This is a genomic window from Antribacter gilvus (assembly GCF_003946865.1).
Lineage (GTDB): Bacteria > Actinomycetota > Actinomycetes > Actinomycetales > Cellulomonadaceae > Antribacter > Antribacter gilvus.
In genome coordinates, this window is the sequence record NZ_QXTH01000015.1 from 24,662 (window position 1) to 51,298 (window position 26,637).

Sequence of the window (26,637 nt, forward strand, 5' to 3'; positions counted from 1 at the left end):
TGATCGCTGACCATCAGCCGATGTGGTCAGGTGATCCGTCGACTGGCGTAGTACGCGCTGAGCGCTGCCTCGGCTCCTGATCCCATGGCGGTCTGGATCCGCTGCCCCCGTGCTGATCGCAGGTCGCCTCCGATGTGGATGCGGGCGTGTTGGGCATCGGGTGGGCAGTAGCCGTCGTCGGCGGGCTGGGTGCCCTGGATCGTGGCTGGCATGACGCCGAGGTTCGCGAAGATCATTGCCTTTCCGGGGTCCACGCTCCGGCTCGCCACGTCCGGGTCGAGGCTGTGGCGTTCGACCCGTGTAAGAGTGACGCGCGCGTCGTCCCTGACTTCGTGGGTCTTGTACTCGTCGGCGGGCGGGTACAGGACCTCGAACCGCACGTCGAGATCGGGGTGGGCACGCAGGAACGTCCCGAGTGGCCTGTCAGCGCCAAGAACCTGCCACGTCGCCCCATCCGCGTATGCCGGGTCGGCTGCCCAGAGCGGTGTCAGGACCGTTCCGGCTGCTGCGAAGAGCCAGTCCACGTCGTCGGGCTGAGCGGGACGCACTCCGGTGGCGATCACGGCGTGCCGGCCCACGATCATTGTGCCGTCGGCGAGGTCGACGGTGACGTCCTGGTCGGACGGGTGGATGGCTTGCGCTGTCGCCTGGATGACGGTGGCGTGGGTGCGGTCGACGTCGGCGATGATCGCCTTGGCGAGGTCGGGGCCGGTGCTGTGCCCGCCGAGGACGTTCTGGATCGTCGGGATGCGCCATAGGGCGCCCCCGAGCTGGAAGCCGGGGTCGACGAGCGTGACGGTCATGCCGACGGAGGTGGCCATGACCGCTGCGGCGCACCCGGCCGGTCCGCCTCCGATCACGACGAGGTCGACGCTCGTAGTCATGCGGGGGCGTCGGTCGGAGTGAGCCGGGAGAGCAGGTCGTCGACGGTGAGGAGTTGGTGCTTCCCTATGAGCCGCCGGGCGACGGTCAGGCCGGCGTCGTGCACGGGTGTGCCGGCGTCGCTTGCGCAAGCGTCGGTCACGATCCAGGGCCCGTACCCGTGCTCGAACGCGTCGACAGCGGACTTGAGCACACAGCTCTCCGTGGCGACCCCGCAGAAGACGAGGTCGGTCCACCCGTGCTCGGCGACCAGGGCCACACCCTCTGGGGTGAAGAGCGTGTAGCCAAGCTTGTCGACGACAGGGCTGCCGTAGGTGAGTGCAGCGATCTCCGGGGCGAGGTCGGTCTCGGGCGAGTCGACCAGCCGGGTCCACCGGAAGTACTTCTCGTACGCGCTGCCCGCTTCGTTGAAGAACCGGGTGAACACCACGGGCAGCCCGCGGCTGGTCCACTCCTGGACCAGGGCCACGACGGCCGGTGTCACGTGCCGGCTGTGGTGGTTGAGGAAGCCGTTCTGCATGTCGATGACGACGAGAGCCGGGCGGGTCAGGTGGTTGGTCTGCATGGTTACCGCCCCTCGTCGCGCAGGGCAGCCTGTGCCCTGCGACATATCTCGGTCAGTCCGCTGGTCTTCACGACGATGCCGGTGCCGCGCCGGTGACCGTCGTACCGGTCGTCAGCCGATGGAGGGCCAGCGGACGGTGACGACGACGGAGTCGGCTTCTGCGTGCCAGGAGTGGTCGATGCCGGGGCCCCAGACGACGTAGTCGCCCTGGCGTTCCAGGACGGTGCTGCTGGTGGTCAGGTCGAGGCGGAATCGTCCGCTGACGAGCAGGAGCAGGGTGGTGCGCTGGTCGTCTGCGGTCCATTCCGGTCGCTGCTGTCCTTCGGGGTGGATGCCCCACTTGATCTCGAGGTCGCCGGTCTGGCGCACGGTGGAGCCGGGGGTCTCGGGAGCGATGAAGTGCCCAAGGAGCCAGCCACGGTGCTGGTCGGCGTCGTCGTTGGCGTTGCCGGCGTACCAGTTGTCACTCATTCACAGCTCCAGATCGACGTCAGGGAGATCGACACGCCTGCCGCCGAGGTCGGCGAGCCGGCGAAAGCCCTGGAGGAGGGCGAAGAGGCCTTCGTTGCTCCAGCCGGGGCTGTGGGCGAGTGTATCGAGGAGGTTCCGGTCGAGGCTGGAGTATCGGCGCAGGGCGCTGGACTCCCAGTTCGCCTCGATCCGGCCGGCGAACCGTGCCCACCACTCGTCGTCGTGGATGACGACGAGGTCGGCGAACTCGTAGTTCCCGTTGACCAGGTTGAAGCCGAATCCGGTGCACTCCATGTGCCAGGCGTCGGGGTGCTGGGTGAGCCATGCCATCGGTGCTGAGAGGCGGCTCGGGTGGAAAGGGTCGGCCTGGACCGGGTGGGAGAGGGTGGAGTCGACGTCGGTGCGACCGAAGAGTTCTTCTTCCATCTCGCGCACGAGCGTGGACCCGATCGAGGCGTCCTCGGCGTGGTCAACCAGGGGGCCGTGGAAGGCCTTGGGGACTACGGCGAGGCGGCCGTTGGCGTTGAGCACCCGTTGCGAGCGTTCCTGGACGAGCAGGACGTAGTCGGCAGGTCGTCGGCGGCTGGCAGGTCGGGCGATCGCGGTCAGGGCCAGGGTTCCGCCGACGCAGAGCCGTGAGCGGACGTCGAGCACTCTGTCCAGGTCGGGGAGGTAGCGATCGCGCAGGGGCAGGAAGCCGCGTGTCGTGGCGTCGTCGCGGGCGATCGCGTCGGTCAGCTCGCCGTCCATGAGGTCAAGGGTGAGCGCGTAGGGCACGAACTCTGTCGGTGCGACCGTCCCACGCAACCCGCCGTCGTCTGCGGTGTACCCGGTCAGGCGGTACAGGGTCCCGTTCACGAGCTGGGTATCCGATCGCAGGACATGCGCGAGCCGGGCCACGGCCGCCCGGGCATCGAGCTCGACTGGGTAGGCCACGGCAGCAGGGCGGAGGGTCAGGTCGTCGATGTCGGGGCCGATCGGCTGGGCGAGGTCGAGCCAGTCGGTGGTCGTCAGGATGCTGGTCTGCAGTGGTCCGGTCACGGTACGAGCGCGATAGGGGGCGTGGGTCCCGTCCGTGCCGTAGTACCCGGTCAGTGCTGACGCGACCTGCTCCCGGGTCACAGCCGCGGCCCGATCGCCGGATCGTCGGGGTCCGGCGTTCATGGCGCCGATCACGAGTCGTCTCGCGCTGCCGCTCGCGTTACCTGTGAGGCGGTCGATCCAGTCGAGTGCACCGCGAAGGCCGGGGTCGGTGTCTAGGCGGTCCAGCGCGGCGAGGTTCTCGATCGGGACTTCGCCGACTGGGATGGGTTCGGCGCTGGCGACGAGCAGGGCAAAGCGTTTCCGGTCGTCGTCGGACGACCTGCTCAGCAGGGTGTCCAGTGCTCGTTGGATCTCTGGGGTGGGGACGACGGTGGGCTCAGCGCTCCACTTGGCCACGGTCCGGACCGCGGTGCCGAGCTCCTCGGCGAACCGTTCGTGCGTCAGGCGTAGCGCACGCCGCAATGTGATCGCGTGCTGGCCGGTCCACTCGGCGACGACGGTCATCCGGCCTCCCTGTCGGCAGATCCCTGGTGCGGCTCCGGTGCACTGCGAGTGCATCGCAGGTGCATGGGACCGCGGGTCTCGTACGGCTTGAATCGACTTGTTCGAAACGGCCGCTCCGGTGGCGCCAGGACCGCCCGGCGTCGTGCAGAACGGCTGGTCACACCCTAGGCGGGCGGGATTCCCTGCCGCCAGACACATCAAGCACCAGCCCGAGACCGCGAGCACCCTCGAGGAGGTCACCGTGATCGGTGACGTCGTGGAGCTGACGCTCGGCGGTTCGCCGGAGGCCGGCACAGAGGACAAGCGGTACGCCTACAAGTGACAGGCCCGGTGGGGCCCCGCGACGCCGGGCCCCACCGCACCACTCGGAGGGAGGAACGCTATGCGCTGGTTCGCCGGATTTCACGGGACGTCACCGGAGCCGAGGCGCCCGCTCGACGGCCAGCAGCTCTGGGCGGTGGGTGACTCGTGCGCCTGGGCGGTCGGCGCCTTCCCGGGCGCAGTCTTGCAAGCGGCATCGACCCCGGTGAGGGATGTCCTGATCATCGGCGCCTGCAGTGCCGGCCACGATGACCTCGACAGGCTCGCCTCGCACGGTGTCCCAGACGATGTCGTCACCCGCTGGTCGGGCGCGTACGCCGTCGTGGAGCGGACCGCTGCTGCGACGACCATCTGGACCGACCTCACGAACGCAGTCCCTATCTACGTTCACCAGGCCGATGACGGCCTGTACTGGGCAACCTCTTCCCGGCACCTGGCCGGCCTGACCACCGGGCGGCTCGACCTACCCCGCATCGCGGCAGAACTCCTCGCACCGGCCTCGACCCTGCTGTCCGCGGACCGGTCGTACTTCGACGACGTCCGCCTGCTCCCGTCCGGCCACCGGGCACGAGTCTCCGGCCGGACGGCCCATCGACGCGCGGTCTGGGCTCCGATCACCCGACCGGTCGACGCCGCCGTGGCCCTACGCCGCGAGCTCACCAGCGCCGTGCGCTTCCGCGTCACGGGCGCGACGTCTCCGAGCTCCGACCTGTCCGGCGGGCTGGACTCGACCGCCCTGACGCTCCTCGCGGCCGAGGCACTGAGCCCCGACCGGTCGGTCGCAGCGTTCACCGTGCACAGGCAGACCCACACCCCCGCCGGTGACCTGCTCTATGCTCTCGACGCCGCGACGCGGCCGGGGATCCGGCACCACCCGCTCCCGCTCCCCGCCGACCAGCAGCCCTACGGTCGGCTCAACCAGCTGCCACCCACGGACGAACCCGCACCGTCCGCCAAGGCCTACGCCCGGTTCGCGTTCCAGCTCGACGCCATGCACGACCTCGTGGCGAGTGACGCGCACCTGACCGGCGACGGTGGCGACGCCGTGCTCATGACCCCGCTCGCCTGGATCGGCGACCTGCTCAGCCGAGGCCTCATCGCGCGTGCGGTCTCCGAAGCCGTGCGGTTCGCTCGGATCCGGCAGACGACACCGCGAGCGATCCTCGAGCGCGCGGCCGCCTACGTACGACCCCAGCCCGGCGATGTTCTCAGCGTCCAGGCCCGGATCTGGCGCGGCGAACGCGTCTCCGCCCGAGCTTCCCGCACCGCCCGGGAATGGATCGCCCCGGCCCTCACCCCAGCCTGGCTGACCGACGAGACCCGCCGCCTCGCGGCAGATATCGCCGACCAGGCGGCCTATGACGCTCAACCCATTGCGCCGGGGAACGCTAGTCGCCACCTGATCGCGAACGCAGCCGCCGACGTCGGACGGACGGCATTCGCTGACGCGCAGCTCGCCGATCACCACGGGATCACCCTGCACAACCCGTTCGTCGACTCCCGCGTCCTCGACGCCTGCCTCTCGGTCTCCGTGCCGGATCTGCCCGGACCGAGCGAGTACAAGCCCGTCCTCCGAGACGCCCTGGCAGGCCTGTACCCGCAGTCGCTCAGGGCCCGGACGACCAAGGGCGCCTTCACCTCCGACTACTTCCAAGGCCTTCGCGCGAACCTTCCCGCCCTGCTCGACCTCGCCGGCGGCCGCCTGGCCGACCACGGTCTGGTCGACGCCGCCCGGCTCCGCGCCGTTCTCCGGTCAGCCGCCACCGGAGCCGCCGTCCCCCTCTACAGGCTCGATACTGTCCTCGGCATCGAAGCCTGGATCAGCGCCCTGGAGTCCGAGCCCGCCCCTACCTGGTCCGCTCCCACCCACAGCACTCAGGCGGTGACGACCCCGTGAGCCCGGCACGACTCGGCGTCCCCGAGCACTTCCGGGGCGCCCGCTTCGACCACGTCACCCTTGTCGTCGACTACCGCCATGGGACGGTCCATGCCCTGACCGGGCAGACCGCGCGCATCTGGGCTGCGACCGCGACCGACGGTGCCGAGACGATCACCGCCACCCACGCCCGGCTGGCCGACGCCGGGCTGCTCACCGAGCGCGGATCACGCCGCCCACCGGTACCGGGCAAGGCCACCGAGCTGTCGTTCGGCGCCGAGGAGTACCAAGCCGGGACCGCAGAACACCAGCGACGAGCCCCCACCGCCCTCGGCCTGAGAGCCGTCCTGGCGCTCATCCTCACGCTCACCGTCCGCGGCGCCGGACCCACGCCGGGCACGATGGCCCGCCTCCTCCGCCTGGTCGAGCGCGCGCACCGCACCACACGACGCCCGGCCACCCCCGCCGAGGCGACCGCGGCCGTGCAAACCGTCCGCGCTGTCGCACGCTGGGTCCCCGTCCGCGTCGCCTGCCTGGAAGAGTCCGTCGCGGCCGTCATCGCCCTCGCCCTCGCGCGCGCCGGGGTGACCTGGTGTCATGGCGTTGCCACCGACCCCCACAGCCTCCACGCTTGGATCGAATGCGACGGGACCCCTGTCGCAGAACCGGCCTCGACCAGCCGCTTCACAACCCTGCGCACCATCCCCGAACCCCATCAGGAGACAGAATGACCGACATCACCGAGCCGGACCTCTGGCTCACCCACGACGGCGTCGGACTCGGCCCGTTACGCGCCGACCTCGCCGAGACCTACTGGCGGTGGGAGAACACCCTGCCCGTCATGGCCGGCTACGGCCGCCAGACCCCCGAGTCCCTGACCGGTCGCACCGACGGCCTCCAGTCACAGATGCGCTATACCGACGGACAGACCCGCTTCACCGTCTACCGGCAGCAGGACGGCACCTGGACTCCCGTGGGGATGACCTCACTCGTCATCGACCACCGCTACCGCACCGCCGAGTTCTTCATCTACCTCGGCGACGAAGCCCGCGGCCACGGCGTCGGCACGAAAGCCACCACGATGGTCCTCGACTGGGCCTTCCACGTCACCCAGCTGCGCAACGTATACCTGTCCGTCATCGCCAACAACACCGCCGCCGTCCGCGCCTACGAGAAGGCCGGATTCCGCACCATCGGCACCCGCCGCCAGTCCAACATGTGGCTCGGCCAACCCGCCGACGAGATCCTCATGGACGCCATCCCCGCAGACTTCCCCGGACCCCGCCTCGTCGAGCAAGCAATCAACCACGACCGAGACGAACTCGCGTAGCCACCCACGGACCGCGTGCCCTCGTCGACCACGCTCGGCAGGGCTCCTGACTCCACGCCTGGACGAGCGGCGTCAAGTGGCTATGAGATGAGTTCGGGGAGCGCCAACGGCCAAATCGTGTGGCGCTGACTTCAGGTCACACACGACGGCAGACTGGCGGCATGGCAGCCGAACTCGACGGACACCCGGTCACTGCGGAGCACCTTCAAGCGCTGGCGTTGACTGGCTACGGGCATTTCACCTCGATGCGCGTCGACCGCGGACGAGTCCGAGGGCTCACGCTCCACCTGCAGCGCCTCGCTCGTGACGCCGAGACCCTGTTCGGGACCGACCTCGACATCGACCACGTGCGTCGCCTCGTCCGGAAGGCTGCGCCACCGGACGGATCGGTCGTGGTCAGGGTGACAGTCTTCGACCCAGACTTGACCCTTGGCGAGCCCGAAAAGGTCCGTCGGCCACGTGTACTCGTGACGACGCGTCCCGCGGGGGCGCTAGATCTGCCGCCTCTCCGGGTTCAGACCCGAATCTATGAGCGCGACCTGCCTGCCACGAAGTCGACAGGGCTGTTCGCAACCATCGCGCACCGCCGAGCGGCTCGTCTCGACGGGTACGACGATGCACTGTTCACGACACCTGACGGGACGATCACCGAAGGTGCCACCTGGAACGTTGGTTTCGTCGTGGGGACGGACGTCATCTGGCCCGAAGGCAAGATGCTCCACGGCGTGACGCTGGACCTCCTCGCACTCGAAGGAGGTCACCCCACCCGGCGGATAGCCTGCGATGACCTCAAGGCGTTCGATCTCGCATTCGCGACCAACGCCGCAGTCGGAGTGCGGGCGATCTCGGCCATCGACGCGGCACAGTACAAGACGACCCATCCGACGCTCGACACGCTCCGCAGGCGTTATCTGGCAATCGAGGCCGATCCCGTGTGACGTGACCCGGGACCCTGCACATGGAAGTGCGGCCGCGCACAAGGCCCGCCCGGCGAGCACGTGCACGTTTCTGACCTGCACCGGAACGTTCTCCGCTCCGTGTGCGCGTTTCCCGCCTGCGCGGTATCCATCGGCGTGCGTGGCAGTCTGGGCACCGTCGGGCCGGCGTCACCTGGTCCGCGTTCGGAGAGCTCTAACTCGAGGAGCTCCGACCAATGCGGTTGTCAGCAGGCAAAACCTTGGTGCACTCTTGGAATCGCCGAAAGACAGTTGCTGTGCTTCACGACGGCAACAACTTTCGCGAAACGAGCGCCCGCACCATTGGCGAGGGGGTCCGTCATGCGAGTCGCACACCGCTTGGCCACAGTCGTGGCCGGAGCGCTGCTGCTGTCCTTGATGGCCGCCTGCACCGGTCCAACCGATCCGACTTCGGATCCGACCCAGACGGTCTCTGGATCTGTCTCCCCATCACCTGCCCCCAGCCCGACCTCAGATCGCGAGCGTGCCGAGCAGAGCGCTCGGGCGACCGTCGACAGGTACTACGCACTCCTCGACGACCTCGCCTCGGATGGGTCTCAGCCGCTCTCCCGTCTCGACGAGGGCCTCACTGGCGGCTATCTCGAGGCCTGGCGTGCCGAGCTTGAGCGCAGTCGCAACAACGGCTGGACCCAGAAGGGCGGGACCCGCGTCGTCTCGGTGACGACGCAGGGTGTCACCACATCTCCCGACGGCAGCGCGACCGCCGTGTTCGACACCTGCTACGACGTGAGCGAGGTCGACGTAGTCGACGCGTCGGGCGCCTCGGTAGTTCCCGCCGAGCGTCCTGACCGCGGCTGGTCCCGTCTGACGATGACCAGCACAAACTTCGCCGACGACGACTGGCGCGTCACCGCGGGCGAGACCCTGGAGAAGGAACCGTGCGCGGAACCGTGACGACAGCCCTCGTCGTACTGGCGGCGACGGTGCTCTGCGCCGACGCTGCTTCGGCGGATCCTGCGTCGTGCACGCTGGTGAACCCGACGACGGGCACGTGCGTCGTGGAAGCGGTCGGCCCGGGAAGCGTCGGTGGCGTCGGCAACGACGCTCCGGCTAGCGACCCAACGCGGCGGCCGGAGGCTGGCGCCGACCGTGGGAGCGCTGCCGCGCCCGACGAAGTGGGCACGCCCGTGTGCCTGAACGCCGGTCAGCCGGTGCCCTGCTCGACGGACAAGGGGTTCTGGCGGCAGGACGTTGGGTGCTATATCTCGGCGACGCCGGCGAACCCGCAGCCGGCGGAGGGCACGGCGATGTGGGAGCACTTCGAGCGGGAGTTCAACAGCGGCCCTGACACGGGGGCGGTGTACCCGTGCTTCGACGTGGCGGGCGTCCAGGTGTCGCTGGTCTACTCGCCGAACCCGCCCGAGGCGGGCCCGCCGCTGCCCTCGCCGGGCGAGGTCGCGCGCCAAGCGGTGGCCCAGATGGATCTCCAGGCGATCCGGATCGGGATCACGCCGGGCCCGGGCGAGGTCGGGATCGTGGGGCTGCCGACGTGGCTGTGGGCCGACGGCGTGGACGCGACGACGTTCGGCCCGGTCACGCGGACCGCGACCGTGCGGGGTGTCTCGGTCACCGCTACTGCGCGTGTGCGTGAGGTCGTGTGGGACATGGGCGACGGGGCGGTCGTGAGGTGTGCGTCGGCGGGCACCCCGTACGAGGCCCGGTTCGGCAAGAACGGGAGCCCGGACTGCGGGCACACCTACACCCAGGATTCCGGCGACCAGCCGGATGGCACCTTCACCGTGTCCGCGACCTCGCACTGGGTCGTGGAGTGGGAGGGCGCCGGACAGCAGGGAACCATCACGCTCGACGGTCTGACCAGCGAGGTCGCCGTCACGATCGGAGAGGCGCAGGTGCTCGTGAGCTGACGGGCCCGGCGCGGAGGGGGCGACCTATGACGAACACAGCCACCCGACCTGAGGCGACACCACAGGTGCCGCCCCCGGCCCGCTCTGCGCCGCCTCCGAAGGTCCGACGTCGTCCTATCGCCCTCCTGGTTGCCGCTGCCCTGGCGGTCGCCGGAGCGGTCGGGGCGGGGCTGGCGTGGTCGGCGACGTCGGACGCGCGGGAGGTGCTGGTCGCCGCCCGGACGATCCCGCGGGGCACCGTGATCGACGCGGACGACCTGCGCCGGGTTCGTGTGGGCTCCGGGACGGGCCTGTCGGCGGTCGGCGCTGATGCGGCCGGGTCGGTGGTGGGCATGCGTGCCGCTCTGGACATCGCGGCTGGTTCGTCGATCTCGCCGGACGCGGTGACCGATGTCGTGGTCCCGGCGGCTGGTGAGTCGATCGTCGCGGTCCCGCTGACGACCGAGCTGGGCACGCGCCTGGCGCCCGGGGACAAGGTCCGGGTGGTGGTGACGCCGTCGACACCGCAGACCGAGCCCGGTGGCCTGCCGGCGTTCGCCGACGGGGAGGTGGTCACTGTGCACGTGGACCAGGCGACCAAGCAGACGGTGGTGGACGTCCTGCTCCCGCACGGCGAGGCGCTGGAGCTGACCGGTGGCCTGGCGGCCGGGACGGCGCAGCTGATCCTGGACTCGCGGGAGGCGGGCTGAGATGGCCGTCATCGCGCTGTGCTCCGCGCAGGGTTCACCTGGGGTGACGACGACGGCGGTCGGTCTCGCGCTGGCGTGGCCGCGTCCGGTGCTGCTCGTGGAGGCCGACCCGACCGGTGCGTCCGGGGTTCTGACAGGCTGGTTCAAGGGCGCCCGGGACTACGAGGCAGGGTTGATCGAGCTGGCGTTCACCGCCGAGCCGGTCGCCGACCTGCTGCCCCGCGTCGCGGTCCCGCTCGACGAGGCCGACCCCGAGGCACGGGCACGGTTCGTCGCAGGCCCGCGGTCGCACGTCCAGGCGCGGGGTCTGAGTGACCTGTGGTCGCCGCTGGCCGGTGCGCTGGCCGGTCTGGACGAGACGGGGCAGGACGTGCTCGTCGACGCGGGTCGTCTGGGCGCGCCGGGCGCCCCTGACCCACTGCTGGCCGGCGCGGACCTGACCTCGCTGGTCCTGCGTGGGCACCTGCCCGCGGTGGCGGGTGCGCGGGCGTGGGCGGAGCTGGTGCGTCGTGACCGGCTCTGGGCCAACCCCGGCCTGCTCGTCGTGGGCCCTGGTGACCCGTACGGGCCGCGGGAAGTCTCCCGGGTGCTGGGGCTGCCGGTGCTGGCGACGTTGCCTGATGACCCGGGCGGCGCCGCCGTCTATCACCGCGGGGCTGCCCCGCCGCGCCGCTTCGAGACCAGCGGCTACCGGCGTGGACTGACTGCGGCGGCGGACGTGCTGCTGGCCGCGGTGGCTCGCGGCCGCGGCCAGGCGCCGTCGGTCAAGGGCCCGGTCGTCGCCGCTCTGCTCGAGCGTGCCGCCCTGCTGCGCGGTGGCGGCCGGGCCGACGACGGCGCGGACCCGTCGAGGCCGGACGAGAACGAGGAGGCGCGGGCGTGACGACGATCCAGGACCCCGGCGACCTGACCGACGTCGACCTCGCCGACGCAGACTTCGCCGGCGTCGACCCTGCTGATGTTCCGTTCCTGCGCACCCCGGCCCCGCTCGAGGTGCCCACGGCTGCTGGCCGGACGAAGCCGGACGCGAACCCCTGGAGCGCCGCAGCCCCCGCACCAGCGAGAGCCGCCGGGCCGGGTTCACCGTTCGGGGACCTCACGCCTGCCGCCGAGGGCGTGATCCGTCTCGGGCCGCCGGTCGACTGGGGCTTGGTCCAGCTGTTGCGGACGCGAGTCTCGGAGCGGTTGTCGCACGTCGTGTCGACGGCGTCCCCGGCGATGAGCGCCCGGGACAAGGAGCAGGCGGGCAAGGACATCATCGTCGACCTCATCGGTGAGCATGTCGCCGACCAGGTCGCCTCCGGTCGCCCGCGCCCGACGGCACCGGCCCAGCAGGGGCTGGCGCGGGCCGCGTTCGACATGGTGTTCCGCCTGGGCCGGTTGCAGCCGTTGATCGAGGACGACCGGGTGGAGAACATCCTCGTGTTCGGTCACGACCGGGTGATCCTGGAGCTGACCGACGGCACCCTGGTCCCGGGGCTCGCGGTGGCCGACTCGGACGAGGAGCTGGTCGAGTTCGTCTCCTTCCTCTCCTCGCGGTCCGAGTCCAGCGCCCGGGCCTTCTCCGAGGCGAGCCCGGAGCTGCACCTGCGGCTGGACGACGGGTCGCGGCTGACCGCGATCGCGTGGGTGACCCCGCGCCCGCAGCTGCGGATCCGCCGCCACCGGCTGGTGGTCGTGGATCTGGACGACCTGGTGCGCCTGGACCTGATGCCCCGGCTGGCCGCGGGATTCCTCGCCGCGGCGGTGCGGCAAGGGCTCTCGATCGTGGTGTCGGGGTCGCCCGGGTCGGGCAAGACGACGGTCGTGCGAGGTCTGTGCGCCGAGATCGACCCCGACGAGCAGATCGTGACCGCCGAGTCCGAGGCCGAACTCTTCCTCCAGGAGCGGCTGCCCTACGTGCTGCCGATCGAAGCCCGGCAAGGCACCGGGGAGTACGGCCCGGACGGGCGTCAGGCCGGGGAGTACACCCTCATGCAGGCGGTGATGGCCGCGGTCCGGCTGAACGTGCAGCGCACCATCGTCGGCGAGGTCCGCGGACCGGAGGCGTTGCCGCTGCTGCTGGGGATGCAGAACGGGACGGGGTCGATCTCCACGACCCACGCCCGCGACGCCGGGGCGGTGATCCCCAAGCTGGTCAACTGCGCACAGACCGCCGGGCCGCAGTACTCCCACGCCACGTTGACCGACGCGTTCGCCGCGACCATCGACCTGGTGGTCCACCTGCAGATGAAGGTCGTCCGCGGCCCGGACGGCACGAAGAAGCGGGTGCGGCGGGTCGCCGAGATCGTCGCCGTCGAGCCCGGGGACTCCCCCGGGACACCGGCCACGACGCACGTGTTCAAGGCCGGGCCCGACGGCGTCCTGCGCCCCCACGTCCTTCCGGACCCGCTGCGGGTGCTGGCCACTGACGGGTTCGACCTGGCCGCGTTCACCGCCGAGCAGGAGGTGTCCTGATGGAGCTCGCCGTCCTGTCGGGGACCCTGCTCGGCCTCGCCGTCTTCTTCGTTGTGGCGTGGTGGTACGGGTGGGACCTCGTCCCCCGCCATGCGGCCCGCCGCCGCCCCGCGCGCATGGCCCGGGTCGCGCAGCGTTCCTGGGTCCTGGCGGGTGCAGGACTGGCGGCGGGGGTGGTCGGGTGGCAGGTCACCGGGCTGCCGGTCCTGGTGGTCGTGGGGCCGCTGGCGGCGGTCGGGCTGCCGTGGCTGCTGTCCGACCCGGTACCGGCCCAGCAGATCGCCCGCCTCGAGGCGCTCGAGGAGTGGACCCGGTCCCTGTCCGGGGTGCTGGGGTCCGGGCAAGGGCTGGAGCACGCGTTGATCGCCACGGTGCGGTCCGCGCCGCGACCGATCGCCGGCGAGGTGCAGCGCCTTGCCGGGCGGATCGCGTCCCGGCACGACACTGCCGGTGCGCTGCGGGCGTTCGCCGAAGAGCTCGACGACACCACCGCCGACCAGGTCGCCCTCCAGCTCATCACCGCCTCCCGCAGCCGCGGCGGCGGCCTGGTCGCCCTGCTGACCCGGATCGCGGAGTCGGTCGCCGACCAGGTCAAGGCACGCCGCCAGGTCGAGGCCGAACGCGCCAAGTCCCGCGCATCCGCCCGCTGGGTCACCCTGATCTCCGCGATCATCCTCGGCGCGCTGACCCTGACCGGGGACTTCATCGACCCGTACCGCACCCCCGCCGGGCAGCTCCTCCTCCTGCTCCTGCTCGCCGCCTACGTCGCGGCGCTGCTGTGGATGAAACGGCTGTCGGCCGGGCCCAAGCCCGTCCGCCTGGTCAGGGTTTCCCATGACTTCCTGGCGGACGGGGGCCGGTCATGAGCCCGCTGGCACTGGCGATCAGCTCCGGTGCGCTCGTCGGCCTCGCGCTGGCGGTGCTCGTGGTGCGGCTGCTACCGGCGCACGTCGACCTGGCCGAGGCCATCGGCCGGGTCACCCCGGCCCGGCACCCGGGCCGGGCCACGTCGACCGAGGCGGCCGGTACGCCGTCGGACAGCACCGAACGCCTCGGCGCCTGGGCCGCGCGGACCCTGCCCTCCGCCGTCTGGGCGCGCACGCCGCGCCGTGAGCTCGCACTGCTGCAGATCCCCCTCGCCCGGTTCTACGGGGAGAAGGTCCAGTTCGCCGTCGTCGGGCTCCTGATGCCCCAGGTCATCGCTGCCTGCGCCACGGTCGCGGGGCTACCCGTGGCGGCCGTCGTCCCGGTCGGGGCGGGGCTGCTGCTGGCGGTGATCCTGTTCTTCACGCCGAACTACAACGCACACACCGGCGCCACCGCGCTGCGCGGCGAGTTCCGAGTCGCGCTGGCCGCGTTCGCCGACCTGGTCGCGCTCGAACGCGCCGCCGGGTCCGGGGTGCGCCAGGCGATGGAGAACGCCGCCAGGGCCACCGACACCCGCGTGTTCGCCCGCCTGGCCGAGGAGCTGGCCCGGTCACGCTGGTCCGGGCTGCCACCGTGGGACGCGCTGGCCGGGCTCGCCGACGAGCTCGGGCTGCCCGAGCTGCACGACATCGCCGACGTCCTGCGCCTGTCCGGCGCCGAAGGCTCAGCCGCCTACCAAGCCCTCGCCGCCCGATCGGCGGGGCTGCGGTCAGCGATCCTCAACGACGACCTCGCCCGCGCCAACGGCCTCGGCGAGCAGCTCGCCATCCCCGGCTCGCTGCTCGGCGCGGTGTTCATCGTCCTGGTCATGGCGCCGTTCCTTCTGCGGATGGCCGCGAGCACCTGACAGGAAGGAGCCCCCACGCCGAGAACCGGTGGCGAGCCCCGGCCCACCACCACAGACCCCCCACTCAAGGAGTGATCACCATGCTGTACCTGCTCACCACCCTGGCCCTCCTCGGCCACCGGTTCCACCACAGCCTCACCGACCGTTACCAGCGCGCCCGGGCCGCCGACCGCGACCCGGAGGAGGGCGCCATCACGCTCGAGCAGGTCATGTGGGTAGGCATCGCCATCGGGTTCGTCACCCTGGTGGCCGGCGCGATCAGGACCTACCTCGATGCCCAGGTCGGCAAGATCCAGTAGCCGGTCCGAGGCCGGCTCCGCCACGGTCGAGATGGCAGTCCTGCTGCCGATCCTCCTGGTGCTGCTGTTCCTCGGCGTCCAGACAGCGCTCCTGCACCAGGCACGCAGCCTGTCGATCGCCGCTGCCTCCACCGGGGCACGCGCTGCCGGAGCCGAGCACGGCACCGCCGGCGCCGGGATCGCCGCCGCCGAGGCGTTCCTCGCTGGGACCGGCGACGACGCGTTCAGCACCTGGACCGTGGAGGCGACCATGACCGACACGACAGCGAGAGTCACAGTCACCGGGGTCTCCCTGTCGATCGTGCCGTTCTGGACCCCCGAGATCCGGCACAGCTCCACCGTCGCCCGAGAGGAGGTCACCGCCCCATGAGAAGACGACCCGTCCACGACCCCGAGTCCGGGTCGGCGACGATAGAAGCGGTGATCATCGTGCCCGTCCTGGGGCTCATGATCATGCTCATCGTGTTCGGTGGGCGGGTCGCGATCGCCCACCAGTCCGTCCAGACCGCCGCGTTCCAGGCAGCACGCACCGCGTCCCTGGCCCGCGACCCGATCCAGGCGCACGACGACTCCGTGACCTCAGCACAGGCCAGCCTGGCCGACCAGGACATCCGGTGCACCGCGACCGACGTCACCGTGGACACCACCGGGCTGACCACACCCGTGGGGACCCCGTCAAGCGTGTCCGCCACGGTGACCTGCCACCTCGACGTGTCCGACCTCGGCCTGCCCATCCCCGGCAGCCGGACCATCACCGCAACCATGACGTCGGCTGTCGACCAGCACCGGGAACGACCATGACACCCAGTGAGCGCTCCGAGGAAGGGTCGATCAGCACCTGGGCAGTGCTCAGCGCCGTCGTGCTCACGCTGTGCGTCGGGCTCGCCGTCGACCTCGGCGGGCAGATCCACGCCAAGCAGCGCGCCCACGACATCGCCGCCGAAGCGGCCCGCACCGGCGCCCAACAGGTCGCCCCAGGCGCCATGACCGGCGGACCCCTGACCGTCGACCCCGCCGGTGCCTACTGGGCCGCCACCGACTACCTCACCGCGTCCGGCGTCACCGGCACCGTCGAGACCAGCACCGACCAGGTCACCGTCACGGTCCACGAGACCTACGAGCCAGTGATCCTCGGGGCCGTCGGCATCGGCCCGCTGCACGTCAGCGCCACGGCCTCCGCGCACCTGGTCCGCACCGTCGGAGGGAACCGCTCATGACCACCACCCGCCCCCGACCTGACCAGCCTGTCCAGCGCCCAGCGCCCGCCGCCGCCCGGCGGGGGCGGGCTGCCGCCGTGCTCGCGCTGCTCGGCCTGGCCGGGCTGCTGGCCGGGATCCCCTATCTCCTGGTCGTCGCGCACCGGTACCTATGGACCGTCACCACCTGGGACGACCTGCGCCTGCGCCTGGACTCACCCGACAACGGCACCCTGCTCGCGATGAGCCTGATCGTCGTCCTCTGGGGCCTGTGGGCCTGGCTCACCGTCACCGTCCTCATCGAGATCATCGCCGCCCTGCGGCACGCGCCCGCGCCCCACCTGCCCGGGCTCCCCCAAGCCTTCGCCCGCCGCGTCGTCGCCACCGCCCTCGCCCTCGCCGCCGTCCCGGCCGTGACCCAGTCCCCAGGCACGGCGCACGCCGTCGTCCACACCGCACCCGAGACCGGCGCCGGTAGCGCCGCGGCGCCCGTGCCCACGGTGATCGTCCCCACGATGCTTGATGACGCGCGCGACGCTCATCGCGGTCGGTCGCTCTCTACGGCGGCCGGCGCCGTCGTTGACAGCGGCCCGGTGACCGACGGCGACCAGGCCACGCCGTCGGGCAATGCCGCTGCTGGCGCCCCACCGACGCAGCCCTCCGCGTCGGTCGACCACGTCGTCCAACCCGGCGAGACCCTGTGGCGCATCGCCAGCGAACAGCTCGGCAACGCCCGGCGCTGGACCGAGATCGCCGACCTCAACCCACACCTCGCCGACCCCGACTTCCTCACCCCCGGCCAGACCGTCCGGGTCCCCACCTCGCCTGCGTCCTCGACCGACGTCGCCGGCGTTGAGGCAACTTCAGCGACGACCTACATCGTCCAGCGCGGCGACACTCTCTCCCAGATCGCCCTGGACGCACTCGGCGAGGCCGACCGCTACCCCGACATCGCCGACGCCTCCTCCGACACCGTCCAGCCCGACGGCGACCGGCTCACCGACCCCGACCACATCGAACCTGGCTGGACGCTGACCGTGCCGGGCGCCGCAACACCGGTATCAGACCCTCTCCAAGGCGTCACGGGGCAGGCGGCCAGCTCGGCCACACCGCCGCCCGCCGACGTCGACGCACCCACGGGCGCCGACGCCGACGCGGACGCGGACGCGGACGCTCCGAGCGACCATGACGGAGGCAACGGCGGGACCGCCGGCGCCGCGACCGCCACGGGGACCGCACGCCAAGAGGGTGCACCGTCGGCAGACCCCTCGCCGCACGCAGGCGAGGAGACGCCGAGAAGCACCGAGGTGCTGGACACGACGGTCGGCAGTGACGACGCCCCGGCGACGGACGAGGCTGCGCAGGCTCCGTCGTGGCTCCTGCCCGGTCTGGCATCCGGCGGCTCGGTCCTCGCCGCGGGCTTGCACCTGGCGATCACTCGAGGGCGAGCACGCCAGGAACGACTACGTAGCCCAGGACGGGCCGTCGCCCCGATCCCGCAAGAGACCGTCAGCGCGGCGGTTAGCGCCCGGGTCGTGGGCGGCCGGCGCGCACCCGACGTCCGCCGGCTCGACAACCTGCTGCGCGAGCTGGCCGGGCCGAACCTGCGCCACCACACGCCACGCCCGGCCCTGGTCGCCGTGGAGCTCACGGACGACACAGCGACCCTGCACCTCGCGACACCGGCGCACCTTCCCCAGCCCTGGGAAGGCGACGGCGTCCGCTGGTCGGCACCGCTCCCGTCTGCTCCCGGACGCTCGGACGAGCTGGTCCCGTACCCGATGCTCACCGCCGTCGGGCAGCGCGAGAACGGCACCGCGGTGCTCCTGGACCTGGAACACCTGCGCACCGTTGCGGTCACCGGTGACGCCGAGGAGGTCTCGGCCTTCGCCCGTCACGTCGTGGCAGAGCTCGCGCTCAACCCCTGGACCGCGAACCTCACGACCCACGTGGTCGGGGTCGCCGAGGGCGCCGGAGCACTGTCACTCCACCGCGTCATCGAGGAGCACGACGACACCTTCGCGACAGACATCGGGGTCTACGTCAAGGAGTCGGCCGAGGCGGCCCCGGACGGCGAGGACCATGAGGAGTTCCACATCGTCGTGGCCGCCGCCCCGCTGCCCGGCATCACTGAGCTCGCCGACGAAATCGGCACGCACCCCGGGCGGTCGAGCGCGGCCGTGGTAAGGGTCGCCCAGCCACCCCGCGCCGAAGATGTCGAGCTGCGGATCGAGGGCGGGCGGCTGCGCGTCGACGTCCTGGGCATCGACGTCGACGCCGCACGGATGAGCGTCCAGGAGCTCGAGGCGTGCAGAAGAATCGTCGCCTTCACCCGCAACCCCGCCGACGTCCCGAACTCGCTCGTCGAGCACGCCACCGGCCGGGACACCGCAGATCAGCCAGCCACCACGGCCCCCAGAACCGAGGACCCCCCGTTGGTTCGGACGACGGACCGGCCGGCCGACGCCGCCACGGCGGCCGGTGATCTGTCGCTGCTGCCCGAGCCCGACGAGGTCTACACAGCCCGCACCGCGAACACCCGCGAGGACGTCGCCCGGCTCGCACCGGTCGTCCAGCGCCCCGGCGATGCCGCCGACACGGACCCCGACCCTGATCCGAGGCTGGATGACGACCTGGCCGACTGGTACGAGCCGGCGTGCCGGCGCCCGCGCCTGGAGCTCCTCGGACCCGTCACGCTCTGGGGACCCGGGCCCGCCGACGGGCAGGAAGGCAACGGGCTCCAGCCGCTGTTCGTCATGCTCGCGGCCTACCTCGCGCTGCACCCCCAGGGCGTCACCCTGGAGGACGTCTCAGCAGTCCTCAACGAGAACGTCGACGGTGACGTGCGCAGCAGGCTCTCGGTCTTGCGCGGCTACGTCGGCAACCGACCCGACGGCAAGCCGCGCCTCGGCCGGGGCACCCCCGGACGGCCTCGCAAGGGCGCGCCGCCTACGCGCCACCTGTACAAGATCGACGAGATCCTCCTGGACACCGACCTGCTCCGCCGGCTCTACGAACGAGCCCTGCGACGCGGCGCCGACGGGCTCGAGGACCTCGTCGCCGCCCTCGAGCTCGTCCAAGGCGTACCGTTCACCGTGCCCGAGGAAAAGTACGACCAATGGGTCTGGGCCTTCCACCACGAGCGGTTCCGTGACGAGTACACCGCCCTGGTCGGCGACGTCGCCCACCTGGTTATCACCCGCGCGCTCCGGCAGGACGACGTCCCCCTCGCACGACGCGCGATCCAGACCTGGAGGCTCGCCGACCCCGGCAACGAAGCACTCGCCAAGGACCACACACTCGTCGAGCTCGCCGACGAACACCCCGAGAAGGCCAAGGAGATCGCCAACGAACTCCTGACCCGGCTCGACGACGAGACCGGCCCGGGCGGCCCCGGCAAGCGCAGCGGTGCGATCGACGCCGCCCACCGTCGTGCCCGCCGCAACGGGTCTGTATAGCGCACCGCTGCCCCGAGAGGGGGCGGGGCTTCCACAGCGGAACGGCCGGCCCGGTGGCGTGCCGAGTAGGGTCCTTCGTATGCCTTATACCGAGGGAGTTCCGTGGCCCGTCAGGATGGCCCCCACCGGCGACGACCCGGTCGGGTCAGCCATCGACCGGATCGCCAACTCGCCGGGAGCACGGGAACGGCTGCGGGCCATCGCCGATGCCATCTCCGTGCTCGAGACGCCGGAGGACCACGAGTACTACAACACGATGGTGTTCATCAACGAGCGGGTCGAGGCCGCCACCGGTCTCGACGCCGAGTCGTTCTACCCGTCGATTCTCGAAAGATTTCATGACGACCTGGACATGCTCGACGATTGGTACTTCGAGCTGAGGACCGACCTGAGCCTTGTAGACACGCAGGTTGCGTTCCTGCAGGTCATCGCCGGCCTCGCGGGGCTCACCGATCAGAGTTCTCCCTGATCGGGACTGCCCGTGCCCCTGCCCTCGCTGGGCGGGGGCAGGGGCACGGGCAATCGCCCGTCTACGGCCAGGTCGTCATGCTCGGCATGTGGATCGTGTACTTGATCCCGTTGTTCTGCAGGCAGTCGAAGATGGCCTGCTGAGCACCGAGGCTCTTGCCACTGTCGGTAGGCACGAAGTGCCACACCACGTCGCCCAGCTTGCCTGCAGCCTTCAGCGCAGCGTCGCGGGCGCACTCGTCCAAGGCGTGGTTGTTGTAGACCGGATGCGTGATCACCCCAAGCTTCGACTCATGCATCACCTTGCTCCCGTCTGCACGGGTCTCGGTGACGTCCGGTCGCCGTTCAGCCTGTCCGTCAAGCTTGAACGGCGAACCCTTGTGGACCGCGTTCGGCCCGACTGTCTGCGCGACCCACTTCTCGGCATTCGTCTTCGCCGCGACCGTCGGGTTCGTGGACTTGACGATCCAAGGGGCCGTTGCACCGACCTGGTGCAGCGTGTTGTCGACCGCTCGCGCGAGGACCTCCAGGTCGTTCGTGGCGTACTTCGCGAGTGTCACCAGCGCCTCGTCGGTCATGCCCGCCTTGGTCAACGCTTCGACGGAGATTCCTAGCGTACCGATGACCGCCTTGATGACTGTGGCGCGCTGCGCCACGGTGAAGACGTCACTCTTGGCAAACAGTCGTAGGGCCTGCTTGAGCTTCCTCGGGTTGTACGCAGTGGCCTGGACCGAGGAGGTGCCGAACCCGAGCACCCACTTGACGATCTTGCCCGGGATGGAGACAGCGTCTCCGGCATAAGGGATGATGCCGATGATGCTGAGGCCGGCGCCGACCCAGTCCCCGTGGATAGCCGCGCCGATCGTGTCACGTAGGTCGGTGATGGCCCCGGCGATCCAGCCGTAGATCGGGATGAAGCTCAGCGCCCCCGAGCAGATGTTTCCGGCGAGCCAAGCGATTGAGTCTCGGGGCATGAACTCGCCCGCAACGAAACCGATCGCGGCGTCAGTGGCGTAGTCCCATGCGCTCATCCTCTCGTCAAAGACGCGTGGGTCGAGGCCCTCGTCCTCCTCGTGGAGGACCTCGTATGCGTCGCCGAGCCCGTCACCGTCGGTGTCCGTGGTGATCGGAGCGATCCCCATGTCGATCTCGTCACCGTCACCGAGCCCGTCACCGTCGGTGTCGACGTTGGCCGGGTCGCTCAGCCACTCGGTGGTCTCGTCATAGTCCTCGAGACCGTCACCATCGCTGTCCACGATCGTCGGAGTGGACTCGATAGGCGGCAGCGACCCAGCCGGCGGAGTGACGATGACCACCGGCTGATCCTTGACCAGCGGGTTCGTCCCCTGGGCGACCTCTGCACCGTCGCTCGCGCCGTCACCGTCCGTGTCCGGATTCGTCGGCGACGTACCGAGCTCCTGCTCCCGGAGGTTGGACAGCCCATCGCCATCGACGTCCTCGGCCCCGTCGTCGGCACCGTCGCCGTCCGAGTCGAACTTCGCGGGCCAGGTCCAGCCGGCCAGCTCGCTGATCTCGAACTCGTCGGTCAACCCGTCGAAATCCGAGTCGGCCAGCAGCGGACTGGATCCCATCCGGAGCTCAACCACGTCGATCACGCCGTCACCGTCGTGGTCGCCGTCGTAGACGATCCCGAAGGTCTCCAGGACCGCGAATCCGCTGGACCAGGCGCGCTGGGCGTTGATGGTGGCGGGCTGGATGTTCGCCTTGATGAAGAACTCGTCAGTCTTGGCCAGGTTCGCCTCGGAGTCGGCGAGCTGGGCGCGTGCCGCCTCAAGCCCGGCCGGTAGCTTGAGGTCGGCAGGGCGATGCGGCGAGTCGAAGGGATCGATGACCGCATGGCCGTCCTGGACCGTCGCATCCGCGAGAAGCCGGATACCGGTCATTGACTTGACCAGCGCGGTCACATGCCCGGCCTCGGCATCACCGTTGGGCGGGGACGCACCGGTCATACGGGACTTCAGGTATTGCTCGAAGTGCCCCAAGTTGCCAAACGCGGCCTCTGCCTGGGCACGCCCCGTGAACCTCGCACCGTCGAAGTAGGCCGACGCGACGTCGCCGAGTACCGGCTCCAACCGGCTGGCAGCCAGGCCCTCCTCGTCGATCCAAGGCCTGAGCGCCTCGGTGCCCTCCGTCATGTAAGCCAACGCGTCGCGGCTGTACTGGGTCGAGGGGATCTTCGCGATCTCCGTCTGCCACAGGGGCAGCTCGTTGGCGCCCACAGCACCTGCCGCGAACGGTGTCATCAAGGCCGTGGTGGCGAGAGCTGCCACAGCCATTCGGAACGGTCGCTGATTCCAGCGCATGCTTCCCCCTACATTGGGTACATAGCGGGCGTAACTGTACAAACCCGCCCGCCATCGGGCAATGTGTGCCCGAGATTTGTTTCAGTTCGCTGGCCCAGTGCGGGGTGTGCCCGACCCGAACTTTCGGCGAGAGCATCCGCGACAGCTTGAGATGATCCGGACTGCGCGTTTCTGACCTGCGGTGCTGGCTGGGGCGCGTTTCTCGTGCGCGGTTTCGCGCGCGCGATTGGCTCGATTTCCGGGCGTCAGCGTGGCTGGCATGGACACGCGACAGTCGTCCCGTCTGGGCCACCGCACCCGTGGGCTGGTGGCCGCGTTCGCTGCGCCGACCGTGGCCGAGACGGTCCGGCTCCTGACCCGTGCCGGGGTGCCGGTCTTCCCCTGCGTGCCGCTGACCAAGCGGCCGGCGACGGAGCACGGGTTCCACGACGCGACGACGGACCCGGTCGAGCTCGCCCGGTGGTGGCGCAGCTGGCCCGAGGCGAACGTCGCGATCCCGACCGGCGCCTCCTCCGGCTGGGACGTCGTGGACGTCGACGTCCACGACGACGAGTCCATCGGCCGCGCGGCGTTCGCCCAGGCCGTCCAGCGGGGCCTGTCGGCGCGCTGGGCGCTGCAGGTCCGCACACCCTCGGGCGGCCTGCACGCGTGGTTCCCGAACGTGACCCGGCAGTCCTGCTGGCAGGTGCCGGGCAGGCATGTCGACTTCCGGACCGACGGCGGCTACGTCGTTGTGCCGCCGTCGAGGGTCACCTACGAGGACGGTTCATCGGGCCGCTACGAGGTGATCGAGGTCGCCAATCAGATCCCGGGCCCGGTCGACGGGCGGGCACTGCGCGCCTTCCTCGATCCGCGCGACGACGTGGCCGCGTTTCCCCGGACCGCGCCCCTGGGGGTCCGCCGGGGAGCTGACCCAGTCAGGCTCGCGGACTGGGTCGCTTCCCGGCCGAAGGGCGGACGCAACGCCGGCCTCTTCTGGGCCGCGTGCCGCCTGGCCGAGCACGGGCACGACTTCGGCACCGCACTGTCCACGATCGGCAATGCCGCCCTGCATGCGGGACTTGGTGCCCGCGAGACCGAGGCGACGATCCGGTCGGCGTTCCGACGCGCTACGCGCGCCGCACACCCGGCTCCTGACCGGGCCGGTTCCCCGCATCCTTCGGGCGGCGGGCGCCGCCTGGACCCTCCTGAGGTGGCGATCTCATGAACGACGAGCACACCCCGGTGTCCCGCACCGGGATCTCGAAGGCGTTGGTCCCGGACGGGCCGAACCCGTTCGCCGTCCACGGCGACCCGTCCGGGCGGCGCGACGCCGCGCCCGGCAGTGAGAACAGCCGCGGGCTGCGGTGGGCCCGGCTCACCGACCTGCACCATGACCCGAAGGTCGTCGGCGGCCTGGTCCGCGGCGTCGACCTGTACGGGCACCTGATGCGGGGCATCCGCCGGGCACCGGTCCGCGCCGCGAAGGCTGCTGCCCGCGGCCTGGCCCCTGCGGTCCCGGCCCACCGCACCGTCCGCGCTGCGACCCGGCAGGAGGTGGAGCCGTCATGACCGCGCTCGCCGACACCACCACGCCTCAGGCCGTCCCGTCCGGCGTCTCCAGCGGGCTTTCCGATCGCGGGCCGCAGCCGTGGTTCGCCTGCCCGCACGGCATCCGGCGTCTGCTGCTGGATGTCTACCGGGTGGGCTGGCGGACGCAACCGGACGTCCCGGCGCTGCTTGCGTACTGTGAGGAGAAGTACGAGCTGCTGGCGCGCCGGTACGGGCAGACGGCCGGGGACGCCGCTGTGGCGGCGTTCGAGGTGCTGCGCCTGCCGAGCACGCTGGACGCTGACGACCCGTGGGCCGTGGTCACCCGCGCGGTGCAGCGCACCATGCAGGCCGCCGATCGTGCGGACCGGCTGCTCTGCTCGGTCGACCGCGCCCGCCGCGCCACGGACCTGGACCATCACGTCGAGCGGTTCAGCGACCTGGCCGAGGACATGGCGGTCCCTGTCGCTGTCGAACGAGCCGCGGGGCTCGCGCACGCAGCCTCTGAGGGCACCGAACCCGTGCCGGGTGCGGCCTCCGCGCGGGACTCGCTCACCAGCAGGGACGTGCGGCTCGGGATGATCACCGCCCGCGCCCTGCTCTCGATGGCCAGCTGGCATCCCGACGACGCGCGGGTCGTCGTCGAGTACGTCTGTCACGGTCTGTCCGAGCACGGCAACCCCGTCTCCGCCCTGGATGCGCTGCGCCGGGACATCACTCCCCTGCACCTGCTGGACATCAGCCACCGCGCCTGGACCGACCTGTGCCGGGCCCTGCTCGGCGAGCCCGGGCGCCCCGGCCTGCTGGAGCGCGCGGTCCTCGGTGCCCGCCCGGTACTGCTCCTGGCGGACGCCCGCCTGATGGCGGCGCTCGGCCGCACGGCACCTGCGCAGGGGGTGCGTCATGCCTGAGGCCCGGGAGCGGATCGGAGCGCTGTCGGTCGCCGTCGACTCGATCATCGTCGGGGTCCGGCACCGCAAGGACGTCGGCGACCTCGACGCGCTGGCCGCATCGATCGCGAAGCTCGGCATGCTGCAGCCGATCACGATCACTCCCGCGCGGGTCCTGGTCTGCGGCTGGCGACGTCTGGAGGCGGTCAAGCGCCTGGGGTGGGACGAGGTGCGTGTGTGGGTCCGTTCCGGGCTGTCCGACGAGGCCGGGCGCCTCCTGGCCGAGCACGACGAGAACGCCCTGCGTCAGGCCTACACCCGCACCGAACAGGCCACCTTGTACCGGGAGCTCAAGGAGGTGTTGGCCGGCGAGGCCCGCCGCCGTCAGGAGGCCTCCAGGTTCCGCCCCGAGCCCAACGACGGCGGTGCTGACACCGGCGCCACGGAGGCGGACGCTTCGACCATTCCGGGACTCGTTGATTCAACGGGACCGGAGGCACTCGCCAGCCATGGTGACACCCGGGACCAGGCCGCCATGCTCGCCACCGGCCGGAAGTCCTGGCAGGCGCTCGAACGCATCGGCAAGCTCATGGACCTCGCCGTCGAACCCGGCCTCCCGGCCACGGTGCGCGACCTCGCCGCGGATGCCGTGAACCGGATCGAGGGCGGCGGCAAGGTCGCCCCCGAATGGGACGCCGTCCAGGCCGCCTTGCGCGAGCACGGCGTGACCACCGATCCCGCTGCACACAGCAACTTGGCGCCCGAACCGAGCGAGCCGGTCGTCGCGCGTCCGGTCAGCCTCTATGCGCTGCGGACGTGGGCGGCGACGTGGGAGGGCGTCTCCCAGCTGCTCGACCGGCACGACCCGGCGATCCTCGGACCTGCCCTGCCGCCGGACGACTGGAAGGCGATCTGCGACATGCGCCAACGGCTGGACACGATGGTCGAACAGATGCGCGCAGCCCGCGAACACTCCACGACCGAGAAGACCGCCGAGCCCCTCGCACCGGTCATCGCGATCGGAGCCCGGTCATGAACCGGACGATGCCCGAGCAGTGGCGGCTGGCCGTCATGTTTTTCGCCGCAGGAGCCGTAGTCGTCGCCGTACTGCTGCATCTCGTCCTGGGCGGGCCGCAGGCCGGACCGGCCGAGCCTTCCTCGACCGCGGCGTCGACGCCCGCAACCACACGGTCGACACCGCGGGCACCGACGCCCCACGCCATGCGCAACGACCCGGCGTCGGGCACGGCCCGGCAGGCGGAGGGGTTCGCGCGACGTGCCGTGTCGATCGTCTTCGACTGGGACACGACCGCCGACACACCGGAATCGGTCACCACCCAGCTGCTGGCGGTCGCCGACCCGACCGGTGAGGAGACCCCCGGTCTGCTCGCGGACCTGCCCGCGTACCTGCCCGACGAGGCGTGGTGGCAACGGCTGCGCGAGTACGAGACACGCCAGTGGCTGCACATCGACGTCGCCGAGGTCCCGGCCGCGTGGACCGCGGCAGCAGGCGCCGGGCAGCTGGGCGACCTGCGGCCCGGGACGACGGCCGTCACCGTCCGGGGAGTCCGTCACCGCTCCGGCACGGTCGCAGGACGCACCCAAGCCACGACGCACCCGGTCGTTCTCACGGTGTTCGTGCTGTGCGAACCGGCCACGGACGACTGCCGGCTGCTGCGCCTGGGCGCACCCGGCAAGGTCCTGGAGTGAGGCCACA

28 protein-coding genes are annotated in these 26,637 nt (G+C 71.0%); 23 read left to right on the top strand and 5 right to left on the bottom strand.

What is annotated here, in order from left to right; translation table 11 throughout:
* Window positions 1-26: 26 nt before the first annotated feature.
* From D1350_RS20810 to D1350_RS20825, 4 genes are all read right to left on the bottom strand, one after another.
* Window positions 27-884 (bottom strand): FAD-dependent oxidoreductase, encoded by an 858-nt coding sequence (locus D1350_RS20810; RefSeq protein WP_125777968.1) that lies wholly within the window; start codon window positions 882-884, stop codon window positions 27-29.
* On the bottom strand, window positions 881-1,447 hold the full coding sequence (locus D1350_RS20815; protein ID WP_125777969.1) for a cysteine hydrolase family protein: 567 nt from the start codon (window positions 1,445-1,447) through the stop codon (window positions 881-883). The genes D1350_RS20810 and D1350_RS20815 overlap by 4 nt, the downstream gene beginning before the upstream one ends.
* 111 nt (window positions 1,448-1,558) lie before the next feature.
* Entirely contained in the window at window positions 1,559-1,918 is a 360-nt protein-coding gene (locus tag D1350_RS20820) for a signal peptidase I (RefSeq protein ID WP_125777970.1), read from the bottom strand.
* Entirely contained in the window at window positions 1,919-3,466 is a 1,548-nt protein-coding gene (locus tag D1350_RS20825; RefSeq protein WP_125777971.1) for a transcriptional regulator, read from the bottom strand.
* Window positions 3,467-3,584: 118 nt separating this feature from the next.
* Between D1350_RS20825 and D1350_RS20830 the strand changes: the two genes are divergently transcribed.
* The 18 genes from D1350_RS20830 to D1350_RS20915 all read left to right on the top strand — a co-directional run bounded on the left by D1350_RS20830 (window position 3,585) and on the right by D1350_RS20915 (window position 20,177).
* A complete protein-coding gene (locus D1350_RS20830) occupies window positions 3,585-3,788 on the top strand; it encodes a hypothetical protein (RefSeq protein WP_125777972.1) in 204 nt (67 codons plus the stop codon).
* A 60-nt stretch (window positions 3,789-3,848) separates the two neighbouring features.
* Entirely contained in the window at window positions 3,849-5,684 is a 1,836-nt protein-coding gene (locus tag D1350_RS20835; RefSeq protein ID WP_125777973.1) for an albusnodin/ikarugamycin family macrolactam cyclase, read from the top strand.
* Window positions 5,681-6,394: a lasso peptide biosynthesis B2 protein gene (locus tag D1350_RS20840; protein ID WP_164545258.1), complete on the top strand. Its 714-nt coding sequence runs from the start codon at window positions 5,681-5,683 to the stop codon at window positions 6,392-6,394. Before D1350_RS20835 ends, D1350_RS20840 begins: the two co-directional genes overlap by 4 nt.
* The gene (locus D1350_RS20845; protein WP_125777975.1) at window positions 6,391-6,993 is read left to right on the top strand and encodes a GNAT family N-acetyltransferase; all 603 of its coding nucleotides are present in this window, start codon (window positions 6,391-6,393) and stop codon (window positions 6,991-6,993) included. The genes D1350_RS20840 and D1350_RS20845 overlap by 4 nt, the downstream gene beginning before the upstream one ends.
* A gap of 161 nt (window positions 6,994-7,154) precedes the next feature.
* Window positions 7,155-7,931, top strand: coding sequence for an aminotransferase class IV (locus D1350_RS20850; RefSeq protein WP_125777976.1), 777 nt, complete (start codon window positions 7,155-7,157; stop codon window positions 7,929-7,931).
* Between the two features lie 369 nt (window positions 7,932-8,300).
* The gene (locus tag D1350_RS20855) at window positions 8,301-8,864 is read left to right on the top strand and encodes a hypothetical protein (RefSeq protein ID WP_125777977.1); all 564 of its coding nucleotides are present in this window, start codon (window positions 8,301-8,303) and stop codon (window positions 8,862-8,864) included.
* Entirely contained in the window at window positions 8,849-9,835 is a 987-nt protein-coding gene (locus D1350_RS20860; RefSeq protein WP_125777978.1) for a hypothetical protein, read from the top strand. The genes D1350_RS20855 and D1350_RS20860 overlap by 16 nt, the downstream gene beginning before the upstream one ends.
* A 26-nt stretch (window positions 9,836-9,861) precedes the next feature.
* Window positions 9,862-10,524 carry an SAF domain-containing protein gene (locus D1350_RS20865; protein WP_125777979.1) on the top strand — a complete coding sequence of 221 codons (663 nt, stop codon included), beginning with the start codon at window positions 9,862-9,864 and terminating at the stop codon, window positions 10,522-10,524.
* Window position 10,525: 1 nt separating this feature from the next.
* Window positions 10,526-11,407 carry a CpaE/TadZ family protein gene (locus tag D1350_RS20870; RefSeq protein ID WP_206074628.1) on the top strand — a complete coding sequence of 294 codons (882 nt, stop codon included), beginning with the start codon at window positions 10,526-10,528 and terminating at the stop codon, window positions 11,405-11,407.
* Complete coding sequence (locus D1350_RS20875; protein WP_240644260.1) at window positions 11,404-12,981, top strand: TadA family conjugal transfer-associated ATPase; 1,578 nt, start codon at window positions 11,404-11,406, stop codon at window positions 12,979-12,981. Before D1350_RS20870 ends, D1350_RS20875 begins: the two co-directional genes overlap by 4 nt.
* On the top strand, window positions 12,981-13,847 hold the full coding sequence (locus tag D1350_RS20880) for a type II secretion system F family protein (RefSeq protein ID WP_125777980.1): 867 nt from the start codon (window positions 12,981-12,983) through the stop codon (window positions 13,845-13,847). Before D1350_RS20875 ends, D1350_RS20880 begins: the two co-directional genes overlap by 1 nt.
* A complete protein-coding gene (locus tag D1350_RS20885) occupies window positions 13,844-14,755 on the top strand; it encodes a type II secretion system F family protein (RefSeq protein ID WP_125777981.1) in 912 nt (303 codons plus the stop codon). Before D1350_RS20880 ends, D1350_RS20885 begins: the two co-directional genes overlap by 4 nt.
* A gap of 80 nt (window positions 14,756-14,835) precedes the next feature.
* The gene (locus D1350_RS20890) at window positions 14,836-15,054 is read left to right on the top strand and encodes a hypothetical protein (protein ID WP_125777982.1); all 219 of its coding nucleotides are present in this window, start codon (window positions 14,836-14,838) and stop codon (window positions 15,052-15,054) included.
* Entirely contained in the window at window positions 15,029-15,424 is a 396-nt protein-coding gene (locus D1350_RS20895) for a TadE/TadG family type IV pilus assembly protein (protein ID WP_125777983.1), read from the top strand. The genes D1350_RS20890 and D1350_RS20895 overlap by 26 nt, the downstream gene beginning before the upstream one ends.
* Window positions 15,421-15,855, top strand: a complete 435-nt coding sequence (locus D1350_RS20900; protein ID WP_125777984.1) for a TadE/TadG family type IV pilus assembly protein — start codon at window positions 15,421-15,423, stop codon at window positions 15,853-15,855. The genes D1350_RS20895 and D1350_RS20900 overlap by 4 nt, the downstream gene beginning before the upstream one ends.
* Window positions 15,852-16,271 (top strand): TadE/TadG family type IV pilus assembly protein, encoded by a 420-nt coding sequence (locus tag D1350_RS20905; RefSeq protein WP_125777985.1) that lies wholly within the window; start codon window positions 15,852-15,854, stop codon window positions 16,269-16,271. The genes D1350_RS20900 and D1350_RS20905 overlap by 4 nt, the downstream gene beginning before the upstream one ends.
* Window positions 16,268-19,708 carry a LysM peptidoglycan-binding domain-containing protein gene (locus D1350_RS20910; RefSeq protein WP_125777986.1) on the top strand — a complete coding sequence of 1,147 codons (3,441 nt, stop codon included), beginning with the start codon at window positions 16,268-16,270 and terminating at the stop codon, window positions 19,706-19,708. The genes D1350_RS20905 and D1350_RS20910 overlap by 4 nt, the downstream gene beginning before the upstream one ends.
* Window positions 19,709-19,787: 79 nt before the next feature.
* Window positions 19,788-20,177: a hypothetical protein gene (locus tag D1350_RS20915; RefSeq protein ID WP_125777987.1), complete on the top strand. Its 390-nt coding sequence runs from the start codon at window positions 19,788-19,790 to the stop codon at window positions 20,175-20,177.
* A 61-nt stretch (window positions 20,178-20,238) separates the two neighbouring features.
* Here the strand turns inward: D1350_RS20915 and D1350_RS20920 are convergent, their stop codons facing one another.
* Window positions 20,239-22,467 carry a hypothetical protein gene (locus D1350_RS20920; protein WP_125777988.1) on the bottom strand — a complete coding sequence of 743 codons (2,229 nt, stop codon included), beginning with the start codon at window positions 22,465-22,467 and terminating at the stop codon, window positions 20,239-20,241.
* 292 nt (window positions 22,468-22,759) lie between these two features.
* Here D1350_RS20920 and D1350_RS20925 point away from each other — a divergent pair, with 292 nt between their 5' ends.
* From D1350_RS20925 to D1350_RS20945, 5 genes are read left to right on the top strand one after another with little or no spacing between them, the layout of a single operon-like run.
* Complete coding sequence (locus tag D1350_RS20925) at window positions 22,760-23,707, top strand: bifunctional DNA primase/polymerase (RefSeq protein ID WP_125777989.1); 948 nt, start codon at window positions 22,760-22,762, stop codon at window positions 23,705-23,707.
* Window positions 23,704-24,051: a hypothetical protein gene (locus tag D1350_RS20930; RefSeq protein ID WP_125777990.1), complete on the top strand. Its 348-nt coding sequence runs from the start codon at window positions 23,704-23,706 to the stop codon at window positions 24,049-24,051. The genes D1350_RS20925 and D1350_RS20930 overlap by 4 nt, the downstream gene beginning before the upstream one ends.
* The gene (locus D1350_RS20935) at window positions 24,048-24,941 is read left to right on the top strand and encodes a hypothetical protein (protein ID WP_125777991.1); all 894 of its coding nucleotides are present in this window, start codon (window positions 24,048-24,050) and stop codon (window positions 24,939-24,941) included. Before D1350_RS20930 ends, D1350_RS20935 begins: the two co-directional genes overlap by 4 nt.
* Entirely contained in the window at window positions 24,934-25,956 is a 1,023-nt protein-coding gene (locus D1350_RS20940; protein WP_125777992.1) for a ParB N-terminal domain-containing protein, read from the top strand. The genes D1350_RS20935 and D1350_RS20940 overlap by 8 nt, the downstream gene beginning before the upstream one ends.
* On the top strand, window positions 25,953-26,630 hold the full coding sequence (locus D1350_RS20945) for a hypothetical protein (protein ID WP_125777993.1): 678 nt from the start codon (window positions 25,953-25,955) through the stop codon (window positions 26,628-26,630). The genes D1350_RS20940 and D1350_RS20945 overlap by 4 nt, the downstream gene beginning before the upstream one ends.
* Window positions 26,631-26,637: the final 7 nt, after the last annotated feature.